Origin of the sequence: Aliiglaciecola sp., assembly GCF_039982535.1 — a bacterium.
GTDB lineage: Bacteria > Pseudomonadota > Gammaproteobacteria > Enterobacterales > Alteromonadaceae > Aliiglaciecola.
In genome coordinates, this window is record NZ_JBDWYG010000056.1 from 1 (window position 1) to 12,583 (window position 12,583).

The window sequence follows — 12,583 nt, forward strand, 5'->3', positions numbered from 1 at the left end:
CATGTTGTTGACGTTCCGACTTAATAAAGTAGGGTTTAACAGACTGCCAATCCCATCCCTGTGCACCTTGGGCTTGCCAGTCATCATAGTCTTTTTGATCACCACGTATGTAACACATGGCGTTGATTGAACTAGAACCGCCTAAGGTTTTGCCTCTGGGCCAATATAACTCTCGATTATCTAGGTTGGTTTGTGCTGCGGTATTGTAATTCCAGCCGACATTTTTAATCCGTGAAAGCAATGACAGACCAAAGGGAATATGAATTAAGGGGTTACTGTCTTTTCCGCCCGCTTCAAGTAAGCACACTTGAACATGAGGGTTTTCAGTTAAACGAGAAGCCAATGCCGCCCCTGCCGACCCTGCACCAATAATAATAAAGTCAAATTGGGTTTGTGTTAATGCTTGCATGTTGGCTTCTACTTCACAGTTATTAATGGATACAGAAAAATACGTAATTTAGTTCACAGATCAGCGCAACTGCTCTGATGTCTTACCAGTCAGTTTACCAAAAAATAAATCCAGTTGTTACTTTAATGTACAATACGGCATAAATAAATAACGTCTAACTTGACATTAAAACCCCCACACACTCACACTTAGCAATAGATTAGGATAAATAAGTTAATAACTAAGTGGCAGAAACTCTTCGCAAACGATTTTCATTAGGCTTTCATAAATGGATGGCTAAGTGGATGATCAAGTTAGGTAAAATACGCCATGTGGATTACACCATTGAAGAGCTAAATGCATTGGCGAGGCCGCATTTTCCGCAAACTCTCGACGTAGAAGTACCTGTAGGTAAAGGCAGGTTTACTATTCTTGATGTCGAGATAGATATTCCCCGCAATAGCGACACGATAAAAGTGCAACTCTATTCAAGTCTGGATATTGATGCCGTAGGCAGTCCTCTCTACCGTGCCCACTTGCTGATTATTTTAGATGTCATTCCAAAATATAATGCTGAAAACAAGACTGTGGTTATTGATTCATTGAAATTAGATTCAATCAGGCTAGTGAATGACGAATATGCATTACTTAACGATTCCAAGCAATTACTCGCCTTAGTCTTTCCCAAAAGCGTGCAAAACTTAATATCTGGTACCTTTAAGTCAGCGTTAGGTTTAATGACCGCCGGCAGTTCAGATGTTGCCGCTGACTATCTACACTTATATTTATCGGGAAGCAAACAACGGGTACTGGATTACCATAAACCTCAGATTATAAAGTTATTAGATGAAACCAAACAGAACCCCGAGTTCGTCTACAAACTGGACGAGAATGATTGGCAGGAAGCCTTATTCATTCAACACGGCCAGTTAGTTTGTGTTGAGCAGCGCTGCATTAGATTTAAATTCTAAGCAGATTTTTTTGTTGCTTCATCCGTATCCAAATGCTCATGTTCAGCATCATCCACATAGACTTCATCATCGACAATAGACAGATCGGTTTGTCGCACTCTTTCGCCTATATCATCAATATTCAACGAAGGATCATCGATACATTTTTCAAGCATTTCAAACGCTTCAGTGAAATAAACAGATAAAGTTTCCAACGACTTGACGTTCTTATCACAGCACACAATACCCACATTAGCCGTGCCAGCATAGGTAATTAACGTGATGTTTACTCCGCCCCCAGGTGTCATGGTTGAAATGGGATAACAAGCTAACAACTTACTGTCTTTTAAATAACGCACATCTGTGGGACCAGGTACGTTAGAAATCAGAATATTGGCAATAGGACGGACAAAGTCAGATAACTTTAACATTTCAAATATTAGCGAATAAGACTGTATCAACACAGTGTAGTAGCTAAAGGCTAAAGGTCTGGAGCGTTTTGCTGCCCGTTTCACAATGCGGTGATTCTCAATAATCTGGCGTAAGCGTAAGTAAGGATCATTTTTACCATGGGCCAAACGCACGGGCACTATGGCAATTTTGTTGCCTGCGGCTTGATCTCCCGGTTTACGTAAATTAATTGGCATATTGGTGTATAGGGCTTTTTTAAAAGTATGCCCTCTATCCATTAAAAACCGATGAACACCAATGTCAAAACAACAGAGTAAAATTTCATTTGCAGATGCCCTAGCACGCTTACTTAAGCCTCTCACCCGCGCAAAATTTAAATCTACCGTTGAAACAACCCTACCTTTTTTAACTTGGCCTGTTAATAAGGTTTTGGTGCCTGAAAAAGGCAAAGGCATGTAGGTTGAATTGATTCGAGTCAACTTCATCAGTAAACGCAACACAATGTAAAGTAAGTCAAAAACCACCATAAATAGCTCAAAGGCTCCACCAAAAATTAAGGTTAATACTCCTAATTTTCTGCGTTTTCGACTGCGTCTTTTAGCGGCCCATACGGGGATAAAAGTATCTGTATTTTTTTCTGGTAAATAGCCAGCTTGGAACCAGCGAATTAACGTTGCGCCGTCACCATATAGGTGATGCACCTTGGCATAGATGGCATACACGTTACTGTGATTGTCAGTAATAAAATGGTACTGCCAGAGTGGTTTATCGCGATCCAACCACTGTTCATGGAGTTTGGCGACAAACTTGTGTAAGGCTTCTTTGTCGTTTACATCGTCAACTACATGATATTTAACATGGTAGTCCATATCTAAAGTTTCAATTTCATTTAGACCAATGGGAAAGCCCATGAAACTTTTGACGGTGCCGTTGAAAGGACTAACGCCTTTATCGAATTTCTTCACCTCTGTGCATAGGTCTTCAACATAGCTAGGGGAAGCATCTTCTGGCATTTCCAAAAGCTGCAAACTTGCAACATGTTTTGGGTTATCTTCAGACTCAGTAATCCAAAATGTTTTGTCGAGAAATGATAGTTTTTTACTCAATCTCAATATTCCTTAAACGTACGGATTTTTAGGAAGCGCCTAACGCGCTAACCAAAGTTTGAGTTGCGATTGCGTCTTGCAAATGATGCAGCTCCCCGGGCGGTAGATTAATATATGGTAATACCGCAAATAGAATCGTAGCTAAGCCTTTATACAAGTGAGTTTCATCGCTGATATTTTGACCTTTTAAAGCATAATAGTTCGCTGATTGGGTAAACACTAGACCAACCAGCTCAACAATCTGTATTCCTTGATGAAAACTGGCCTTTAAACTGCCGTTTTGAATGAAAAACGTGATTAATTTTTCAATGCTTTTTTCTTGTGAGAGTATCAGCAACTTAAACTTTTTAGCCACCAAGGGGTAGTTCTCAGCCAGATTGGCCTGATTATGAAATAGGAATTGGAAATGATGGCCTTTTTCTAAAATAACGTACAAAAAATAAAAAAACTCTTCGATACTCAAGTCTTTGTTAGCAGCTGAATTAAATGCTGTATCTATCTGATTTTTATACAAATCGAAAAGTGCTGCCACTATGACTTCTTTGCCTTTGAAGTGATAGTAGAGATTACCGGGACTGATATCTAACTCAACTGCAATATCAACACTACTGACATTACTCTCCCCGTGTTGGTTAAATAAATCCAACGAAGTGACTAGTATTTTCTCTGCCGTTTTCATAGTGAACAACCAAAGTTAGTCGAAAATTTTCTTACATAGCCGATGAAAGCATCAACCCCTTACAGGGAAATAGGTAGCGGTTGCGCTTTAGGCCAATAATATTTTTACCTATCATTCCATAAATTATTAACAACTTACAAGTGCTACAAATAAATTAGTAGGTTATTCATTTGAATCATGATTGCGGTAAATTATGTTTACTTTCTGTTCATTAACCTTATTATTTAACTACAAGATAGCAAATATTCAAGATGTGTAATTGCAAAGGTCGCACCCTTGTAAAAGCAAACAAACCATTTTTTCAGCAACCTAAAACCCAGAGGCAACCCCATTGATTAGAGTGCTATTTAACAAAAAAGGTGGCGTAGGCAAATCGAGTTTAACCGTTAACCTGGCGGCAATTTCAGCGCACAATGGTCTAAAAACCCTATTGGTCGATTTGGATACCCAATGCAATAGCACAGCCTACCTTGACGCCATTAAAAAGGATGATGATTGCACTATTGCTAACCTATTTGAACAAACCATTACGTTTCATTTGCATCGCAAGCCACCAAAAGCGTTTTGCCAGCCAACTAAAATAGAAAACTTGGATATTATTGCTGGTTCAGAGCGCTTGTCTGAATTAGAAAGTGAGTTAGACAGCAGACATAAAATATATAAACTAAAAGAAGCACTGGAAGCCCTTGAACAGGATTATGACCGTATTTACATTGATACAGCGCCTGCTCTCAATTTCTATAGCTTATCAGCTCTTATTGCCGCTTCTCGTTGTTTAATTCCTATTGATTGTGATGATTTTGCCCGACAAGGTTTATACAGTCTGCAACAGAAAATTGCTGAAATTAAAGAAGATCATAATCCGAATTTAAGCATAGAAGGTATTATTGCCAATCAGTTTATGAGCAATGCAAACCTTCCCAAACAAATTATCAATGAACTATTAGACGAAGATTACCCGGTTTTACCAGAATATGTGGCTCAATCAGTAAAAATGCGGGAATCCCATCAAGCTAAACAACCATTGATAAAACTCGCCCCTAAACATAAATTGACATTATCCTTAGTCGGCATCTTTAATCTCATTGAAAAGTAAGGTGAGTAAACAGACCTTAGGGTATGAACACAGAGACGAAAAATTAGCGGCAGTTAATACCGCTAAATATCTTAAATCAAATAGAGTTGCATAAAGCCGGCTATCATCCCAAGAATTGCACCAACCACAATCAATTTCCACTCATCGGCTTGATAAGCTGGCCGCAACACGCCTTCAAACTCTTCTGGGGTGAGTAATTGCATTCTAGCGCACAAATCATCGCCCACTCTTAGGGCATCATTGGCATATTCGTGGGCATATTGCAGATATTTATCAGAGCTATCGAAAATCATTTTTACCGCAAGCTCTTTCATTCGATAGTACTTTTCGGAACCAACCCCCAATGCGAAGTATGGTTGAGCTATTGCCACATAACGCTCGATAGCATCATTAACGTGCAGTTCAATCAATTCCAAAAGTTGCTCTGAGCCTGAGCCGTGCAACACAATGTCGGTAATATTTTTAGAATTGATTAACTTTTTCTCAATGATTTCCGAGTACACCTCAGAGACTTCTTTTTGACGTTTTAAAAACATACCTTGAAAGGTGAACCCACAAAAACGAATGGGCTTTTTAGGCTCAAAAATGATTTTAATTGCAATCCAGTTAGTGGCATATCCGACAATTAAACCACCTAGAGGCAAAATCCACCAACTTTGGAACCAGTACCAGAAAGCCATGGTGGGTAAACCAAACAGGAAACCAAAATACAAACCAGAGCGCTCAATAAACGGAAATTCTTTTTCACCCGACCTCAAGAAAATTTCATTAATAAGCTCGGGGTCATTAACTAAGTGCTCTACCACCAATTCTTTGATATCCAGTATTTCATCCACATTGTGTTTGAAATCATCTACCATTTTGGCAACGACATTGGGAATATCAGCTTCAACTCGTTTGTATACCAAGTTTTTCGCTTGTACAGGCATGGACGCCCACATTTGCGGTGCTGACTCCTGCATAACTTGATTGACTATTTTTCTTAATACTTGTTTAAGGCGACGTTGAATGGATGCGGTTAACTTGTCTGCTTCAATTCTATCAGCGAGTTCTTGGACACTAAGTAACTTTCCTAAAACTAGTTCTACTTCTATTTCGGCCATTTCCTTACGTTTCATTGGAATCAGCCCTTGCCAGCCAAAAAATGGACGAACACCAATAAATTCTATTGGATAAAACATCATTTTAACTGCAAGAAAGTTAGTTGCCCAACCAACTATTCCACTGGTGATAGGGATCAGCAACAACAGGTAATTTTCTAAAATCCATTGCATAAGTAGCGTGGATGCCTTTATTTAGTTAGCCAGAAATGAAAAACAAACTCGATAGATAGCTAAGTAGTAGAGTCTGCTGCTTAATAAATCAACGCCTCTAAGTTTACCCTAAGCTAGTTCCTTAGGTCAGGCTAAACTTTGCCATTACAATGGTCAATCAAATTTATGCTATTGATTATAAATACTATAATTATGGATCAGGTGAAAATGCATGAAATCTTATCATTTCATGCAAATTGGGTAGCCTTTTCTAATTTATTGTTTTATTAATAAAGCATACTAATTGCTAATGTTTATTTAGCTTGTGTAATGTTAGCTTTTTAAATCCAAAGCTAAATATATCGTTTCAAATATCTAAATTTATTGATTCAATAATCAGATTTGAAACCTCTTAATTTGATAGTCCTGGTACGAAAACGTTTACCGGGTTAAATAGGTTGAACCATATGGCTTACTCGGATTCCCTTAGGGAATTAAATGCTGCAATCAAACATGCAGAAAGTTATGAAGAGTACAAGGAAGCCTGCCAGGAACATGATGAAATATCTGGCGCTGAAGAATGGAAAAGTAAAGACGCTTGCAAAGAGTATGACTACCGTCTTATTCGTAAACGAGTGCAACGCATTAAATTAGCTCGCTCTCGAGGTGATGCACTAGGATTGATGTCGATACTGCATGAAGGTATCCACGGAAATTTAGGTAATATAGCCAACTCTGCGATTAAAAATCATAGCAAAATCGGCACTAAATACCTGATTCAAGAATTTATCGACCAAGTATGTGAGTCTTTAGATTTTATATACCATGCAGATGAATCTGAAATTGATTTTTACGAGAAGCTATCTTTCTTTGATGAAACTGCCCATGCATTTGGACAGAGTTGTCTAATGTTAAGTGGCGGCGCAGGTTTAGGTTTTTTTCATGGTGGCGTAGTTAAATCCTTAAGTGAGCATGATTTACTCCCAGATGTTGTTTCAGGGGCAAGTGCTGGCTCAATTATCGCAAGTTTGATTGCTACCCGCACCAATGAAGAGTTGAAAGAGGCGCTAGAACCTCAGAATATTTACGAAAAATTCAGCAATTGGCGAATTTGGCAGGGCTTTGGTCGAAATAGCCTAATGGACAGCTCTAACCTCGAAAATGCATTAATAGAATTATTCGATTTAATGACTTTTGAAGAAGCTTATAAAAAAACAGGTCGCCATGTGACTGTGACGGTCTCACCGTCAGATTTACATCAATATTCTCGTCTACTTAATGCCAAAACCTCTCCTAACGCAATTATTACGCAAGCAGTTCGCGCGTCATGTGCAATTCCATTGGTGTTTAGCCCTGTACAATTAAAAGCCAAACAGGCAAACGGTAAAATTGTACCTTACATTCCAAATCGTCGCTTCGCGGATGGCTCTTTAATGGCTGATATGCCATTTAAACAGTTGGCCCGTCTATATGGTGTTAACCATAGTATTGTGAGCCAAACTAACCCTATTGCCGTGCCCTTTTTATCCCGAGATAAAAAAGACACAAGAGGCATTGCCGCTTTGACTTGGCGGCACATTGCAAATATCACCAAGATGAATAGCATCTATGCATTTGATGTTCTAGAAGGTGTAACTTCACACAAAGGCGCTAAGTTGGGTATTCACAAGTTACGCTCCATCATTGATCAACAATATGTGGGAGATATTAATATTTTACCGGAACGAGGCTTCGCAAGTTTAAAACATATATTAGCGAACCCCTCTTTGCGCAGCATTGAAAAATTAATATCAGGTGCAGAACGAGCGACTTGGCCGCAAATTGATCGCATCAAGCGAGATACTCAAATTAGTAAAACCTTCAGTAAGTATCTTAAAAAGCTAAAGAGCAGAGAAGAAAGAGTTTTAACTCAGCACAATGGGCTGCGCTTAGTAGACTCACCAAAGTCTGCTTAATAGATGTCAATCGAAGGCAGAAAATATGATGTTAGAGAATGGGCTATTTTGAAAATTTAACTAAGGTCTCGAACTGGCCGATTTAGCCCGTTGATATCTTTTGATGAATATGAATAGTCTGCTCAATTAGCAGTGAAAACTAAAAAATCCTCAGTGTTAACTGGGGATTTTTTTAATTGTAAGGCTGACTAGTTGTGTCTCGTTTGACTGGATTATGCGTTTCAATACACTCAAATAAAAGTGCTTTGTTTAAAATACCAACCTAAAGACATGCCTAATGCCTAAATTAAAAACTACTCTTTATCAGCGGTACTTTTGGTAGCTGGGGCTTTTTTCGCAGCAGGTTTGCGCGTAGTACCAGTAGTTGTTTTTGTAGCAGTCGTTTTTGCTGTGCTAGTTGATTTACTTGCAGCCGTCGACTTGGTCGCAGTGGTTTTCTTTGCTGCTGGCTTGCGGGTACTGGCAGGCTTAGCTGCAGTGGTTGAAGCTTTAGCGGCTGCCGGCTTAGCTGTAGATTTCGCAGCAGCTTGTTCAGCGGCTTTTTGCTGTGCAAGTTTGGCCACAACATCGATCAAATTATCAACTTTATTGGAGAGTATTTCTAATTGAATCTCGCGACTGTGACTTTGCATGCCCATTTTACTTTTGAACATTGCAATTTTGCTTTTTAACATCGACTTCCCCTTAAATATTGAGCTGTGTTCTAGTTTAGCTTTAAGATCCGCTTCCACTGATTCACCGCGTACAATCAGGTCTTGTACTAAAGCATTGCCATCTGTATACAATTTGTCCAGTGCATCTGTAGATTTATTTAAACTTTCTCCATAGGCACCAACACTTGCTAACCAGGATTTACGCCCGCTTTCTTCAACAGATTTTATCGCTTTCATAACTCCCCCGACGTTTTTCGTACTTCTCAACACATTTATCAGTTCAGGCGTTGTAAACCTCAATCCTATAGATTAAAGCCTACAAAACGCCTGAGCTTAGTTACATTACTTAGCTGCTAATTTAGCAACAGCGTCAGTTAATGCATCAATTTTTGCAGAAAGCTCTTCTACTTTATCTTCTGAACTTGAAGCGTCTAAACCAAGTTTTTTACGTACTTCAGAAACACGTTCTTCAACATTAGTTTTAGCTTTGATTTTAGCTTTGGCTTCAGTTTCTAATACTTCACCTTTTTCAACTAGCTCTTCAAAGACTTTACCTGCTTCGGTAGTCAACTTTTCATATTGACCTTGAGCTTCATCAAAACTCTTACCATAAGCACCTAAACCAGCTAACCAGATTTTACGTGCAAAATCTTCAGCGTCTGAAACTTTACTTTTGATTGCGTCTAAATTTGTCATGATTATTTCCTCGATTTGTTGACTGTGATTAAGATTAACGATCAAAATTAGAAAGCGCATACTAAAGTCTCAAAATAATCTAAATTAATTTGAGACTTTAAGGTAAAGTGTTGAAAAATAATGATATTTTAATTATAAAATTAAAAAGTAGCAGAATGGTGCTTAAAGGATTTTTCGATATTTGTTTTTCTATCCTTTAATTTAAGGTCAACACGGTTGCATATTCATGGTTCAAAACAAACGAATATACAACAGTGTGTTTAGTCAACTAGGTCGTTGGGCATTTCAGCGCGGATCTCGTGCCAGATTTTACCTGACTCAATTCCGTATTCACGAACAACAGAAGCAACTTTATCAAATTCACCAGTATCAGCTAGCTCCATTAACTTCTGGTAATAGTTACGTGATAACTCCCGCGATTTAGGGCAAGAAAAATAGTATCCACCAATTCTGGAGTACAATCCTCTGAACCCATTCATCATTAATACATAGACTTTGTTTCCTGATGCAAACGCCATATCGTGGTTAATTCGATAATCATACATTGCAAAAGCAGCGCCCTCTTCAGGGATATCTTTATATCCTTTTAGAATTTCCTTAACTCGCTGTGCATCATTTTTGATTGCACCACGAATAAAAACAGCGCTTAAGTTTGTTCTAGCGGCTAACAAATGATCCACTAGTTCGGAAATTCCTTCTTGATCTAAACGAGCGAGTGTCTCAAGGATATTCAAGCCCGAAGTTTCCCAAAAATTATTCACTTTAGTGGGTTTACCATGCTGAATTGTTAGCCAGCCATCTCGAGCCAGTCTTTGCAATACCTCACGGAGAGTTGTGCGCGTTACGCCGATGAGTTCTGATAACTCACGCTCTGCGGGTAATATCGTTCCTGGAGGGAAACGTCCACTCCATATTGACTCAACAATATATTCTTCTGCAAATCCTGCTGGACTTTGTGCCTTGTAAATCATGCAACGGCTCTCTTATTATCATTTTAGTGTCATGTTATAACTGATTGTACCAGATGAATTTTATATGGAACAACGAAACTTTAACAACATGTTAAATATTTAATAGACTTTATCGGTCGCAAAGGTGTGCAATATCTGTTCAAATAGTATCAATTCACTGATTAACAACAGAATTACCTTGCATTTATTGCGCTTACCTTTTAAAAATGAAGGGATAAATAATTGCGATTGCACTTCAAATCGATGAGTAAAAGGACACCCCTATGCAAGTTTCTATGACTCAAGCTATTTACAAGAACTTTTTAGGCCATGCACCGGATTGGTATAAACAAGTTATTGTCGGATTTTTGATATTAAACCCCATTCTGTTTTATTTCGTTAGCACCTATGTGGCAGGCTGGGTATTGGTGTTGGAATTTATCTTCACCCTAGCAATGGCGTTAAAGTGTTACCCATTACAACCGGGGGGATTACTACTCATTGAGGCCCTCTTTATAGGGATGACCTCTCCTTCTCATATGTACCACGAAATAACCGTCAATATTAGTGTGGTGTTACTACTAGTCTTTATGGTTGCTGGCATATACTTCATGAAAGACTTGCTAATGTACTTGTTTACTAAGCTATTGATTAAAATAGAAAACAAACGAGCATTATCTTTAGCTTTTATTATTGCTTCGGCCTTTTTATCCGCTTTCTTAGATGCATTGACAGTCATAGCGGTGATTATCGCGGTGGGGTTAGGGTTTTATAGTATTTACCATAAAGTTGCCTCAGGAAAAGATTTTAACATCGATCATGACCACTCCAGTGACGATGAGATAGCCCAGCCAAGTCGGGATGATTTAGAAAACTTCCGAGCATTTCTGCGTAACCTTATGATGCATGCTGCCATAGGAACCGCTTTAGGCGGTGTAATGACAATGGTTGGTGAGCCGCAAAACTTAATCATTGCCGATAAAGCATCTTGGGGCTTTGGCGAGTTCTTTATTCGTATGTCGCCTATTACTCTACCAGTGTTTATATCTGGGTTACTAACGGCTTATTTCGTCGAAAAAATGGGTTGGTTTGGCTATGGCGCTAAGCTGCCTCCAGTTGTCCGCGGGATTTTAAGTGACTACAACACGCAAATGGACAAACAACGGACTAAATTAGATACCGCTAGACTGTTTACCCAAGCTTTAATCGGTATTTGGTTAATTATAGGCTTAGCACTGCATTTAGCCGAAGTTGGTCTAATTGGTTTATCTGTAATTGTTTTAGCGACTACCATGTGTGGCGTTATTGAAGAGCACTCCATTGGTAAAGCATTTGAAGAAGCTTTACCTTTTACCGCGCTGCTTTGTATATTTTTCGGTGTTGTGGCTGTGATTATCGATCAGGGCTTATTTACACCCGTTATTAACTACGTATTGACCTTCGAAGGTAAAACTCAACTGGTGATGTTCTATTTAGCCAATGGTGTGCTATCCATGGTCAGTGACAATGTGTTTGTAGGTTCAGTTTACATAACCGAAGTTACGACTGCGCTGCATAATGGCCAAATCACTCGCGATCAGTTTGATATGTTAGCCGTTGCTATTAACACTGGTACAAACTTACCCAGTGTAGCCACACCGAATGGTCAGGCTGCTTTCTTGTTCTTGTTAACCTCCGCTATTGCGCCGTTATTACGCTTGTCTTACGGTACTATGGTTTATATGGCATTTCCGTTTACCATTGTATTAACCCTAGTTGGCTTGGCGGCAACTTACTTTGGTTTACAGGAACTAACAGATGTTTTATATAACCTGAACTGGATCAACCACCATGTTCCAGGTGAAGCAGCGGGCGCAGCAAGTGCCCATTAAGTATTAGGATAAGAATCATCAATATGAATATATTTGTATTCTTGGGTAGTTTAGCGTCAACACGATGGGCTTGGTTGACGCTAATGCTATCTGCTTTGGCATTAATTGTGACCGCGCTGTTTTTTCAATACGGTTTAGATCTCAAACCATGCATTATGTGCATCTATCAACGGACAGCGGTGTTTGGCTTGCTGTTCGCAGGCTTGCTCCCTACCCTTAAAAACAATCTGATCACACGCTTTATTGGGTTTGTGACTTGGGGGGTTTCGGCAATATGGGGGATGTTTATTGCTATTGAACATGTGGGGATCCAAAACGAATCGAATCCTTTTTTCGTATCCTGTGAAATTGTGCCTAACTTCCCGTCATTTCTTCCCCTGCATAATTGGTTACCCAATATGTTTGCTGCCACTGGTGATTGCGGCAATATTGATTGGGAATTTATGAATATGAGCATGCCTGAGTGGATGATTGTTGTATTTGCAATTTATACGGCAGTGTTTTCCATTGTATTGTTTAGCCGTCTTTTTACTCGCCGTAGCTTTTAACTATTATTTTATCTAAAACGAAAAGTT

The 12,583-nt window shown here is 39.1% G+C and carries 12 protein-coding genes; 5 read left to right on the top strand and 7 right to left on the bottom strand.

What is annotated here, in order from left to right:
• A partial coding sequence (locus ABJV04_RS16250) for a GMC family oxidoreductase N-terminal domain-containing protein (protein WP_348492632.1) occupies positions 1-409 on the bottom strand: 409 nt, incomplete at its 3' end.
• Positions 410-633: 224 nt separating this feature from the next.
• On the opposite strand from ABJV04_RS16250, the gene ABJV04_RS16255 reads away from it, so the two are divergent.
• Positions 634-1,359: a DUF1439 domain-containing protein gene (locus ABJV04_RS16255; RefSeq protein ID WP_348492633.1), complete on the top strand. Its 726-nt coding sequence runs from the start codon at positions 634-636 to the stop codon at positions 1,357-1,359.
• Here ABJV04_RS16255 and ABJV04_RS16260 read toward each other — a convergent pair.
• On the bottom strand, positions 1,356-2,855 hold the full coding sequence (locus tag ABJV04_RS16260; protein WP_348492634.1) for a wax ester/triacylglycerol synthase domain-containing protein: 1,500 nt from the start codon (positions 2,853-2,855) through the stop codon (positions 1,356-1,358). The two genes, ABJV04_RS16255 and ABJV04_RS16260, sit on opposite strands and share 4 nt — an antisense overlap.
• Before the next feature lie 28 nt (positions 2,856-2,883).
• Positions 2,884-3,534, bottom strand: coding sequence for a TetR/AcrR family transcriptional regulator (locus ABJV04_RS16265; protein WP_348492635.1), 651 nt, complete (start codon positions 3,532-3,534; stop codon positions 2,884-2,886).
• 331 nt (positions 3,535-3,865) lie between these two features.
• On the opposite strand from ABJV04_RS16265, the gene ABJV04_RS16270 reads away from it, so the two are divergent.
• Positions 3,866-4,630: a ParA family protein gene (locus ABJV04_RS16270; protein WP_348492637.1), complete on the top strand. Its 765-nt coding sequence runs from the start codon at positions 3,866-3,868 to the stop codon at positions 4,628-4,630.
• 71 nt (positions 4,631-4,701) lie between these two features.
• On the opposite strand, the gene ABJV04_RS16275 is transcribed toward ABJV04_RS16270, so the two are convergent.
• Positions 4,702-5,904, bottom strand: coding sequence for a DUF445 domain-containing protein (locus ABJV04_RS16275; RefSeq protein ID WP_348492638.1), 1,203 nt, complete (start codon positions 5,902-5,904; stop codon positions 4,702-4,704).
• 446 nt (positions 5,905-6,350) lie between these two features.
• Here ABJV04_RS16275 and ABJV04_RS16280 point away from each other — a divergent pair, with 446 nt between their 5' ends.
• Positions 6,351-7,838, top strand: a complete 1,488-nt coding sequence (locus ABJV04_RS16280) for a DUF3336 domain-containing protein (protein WP_348492639.1) — start codon at positions 6,351-6,353, stop codon at positions 7,836-7,838.
• 293 nt (positions 7,839-8,131) lie between these two features.
• On the opposite strand, the gene ABJV04_RS16285 is transcribed toward ABJV04_RS16280, so the two are convergent.
• From ABJV04_RS16285 to fadR, 3 genes are all read right to left on the bottom strand, one after another.
• Positions 8,132-8,728 (bottom strand): hypothetical protein, encoded by a 597-nt coding sequence (locus ABJV04_RS16285; RefSeq protein ID WP_348492640.1) that lies wholly within the window; start codon positions 8,726-8,728, stop codon positions 8,132-8,134.
• Between the two features lie 105 nt (positions 8,729-8,833).
• The gene (locus tag ABJV04_RS16290) at positions 8,834-9,187 is read right to left on the bottom strand and encodes a phasin family protein (protein WP_348492641.1); all 354 of its coding nucleotides are present in this window, start codon (positions 9,185-9,187) and stop codon (positions 8,834-8,836) included.
• A gap of 260 nt (positions 9,188-9,447) precedes the next feature.
• Positions 9,448-10,158 carry a fatty acid metabolism transcriptional regulator FadR gene (gene fadR, locus ABJV04_RS16295; RefSeq protein ID WP_348492642.1) on the bottom strand — a complete coding sequence of 237 codons (711 nt, stop codon included), beginning with the start codon at positions 10,156-10,158 and terminating at the stop codon, positions 9,448-9,450.
• A 263-nt stretch (positions 10,159-10,421) separates the two neighbouring features.
• Between fadR and nhaB the strand changes: the two genes are divergently transcribed.
• The gene (gene nhaB, locus ABJV04_RS16300; protein ID WP_348492643.1) at positions 10,422-12,008 is read left to right on the top strand and encodes a sodium/proton antiporter NhaB; all 1,587 of its coding nucleotides are present in this window, start codon (positions 10,422-10,424) and stop codon (positions 12,006-12,008) included.
• A gap of 23 nt (positions 12,009-12,031) precedes the next feature.
• Positions 12,032-12,556 carry a disulfide bond formation protein DsbB gene (dsbB, locus tag ABJV04_RS16305; protein WP_348492644.1) on the top strand — a complete coding sequence of 175 codons (525 nt, stop codon included), beginning with the start codon at positions 12,032-12,034 and terminating at the stop codon, positions 12,554-12,556.
• Positions 12,557-12,583 lie beyond the last annotated feature (27 nt).

Coding starts and splice junctions, on each gene's coding strand:
- ABJV04_RS16265 (WP_348492635.1), bottom strand. CDS start 3,534: ATGAAAACGGCAGAGAAAATACTAGTCACTTCGTTGGATTTATTTAAC.
- ABJV04_RS16275 (WP_348492638.1), bottom strand. CDS start 5,904: ATGCAATGGATTTTAGAAAATTACCTGTTGTTGCTGATCCCTATCACC.
- ABJV04_RS16280 (WP_348492639.1), top strand. CDS start 6,351: ATGGCTTACTCGGATTCCCTTAGGGAATTAAATGCTGCAATCAAACAT.
- ABJV04_RS16285 (WP_348492640.1), bottom strand. CDS start 8,728: ATGAAAGCGATAAAATCTGTTGAAGAAAGCGGGCGTAAATCCTGGTTA.
- ABJV04_RS16290 (WP_348492641.1), bottom strand. CDS start 9,187: ATGACAAATTTAGACGCAATCAAAAGTAAAGTTTCAGACGCTGAAGAT.
- fadR (WP_348492642.1), bottom strand. CDS start 10,158: ATGATTTACAAGGCACAAAGTCCAGCAGGATTTGCAGAAGAATATATT.
- nhaB (WP_348492643.1), top strand. CDS start 10,422: ATGCAAGTTTCTATGACTCAAGCTATTTACAAGAACTTTTTAGGCCAT.
- dsbB (WP_348492644.1), top strand. CDS start 12,032: ATGAATATATTTGTATTCTTGGGTAGTTTAGCGTCAACACGATGGGCT.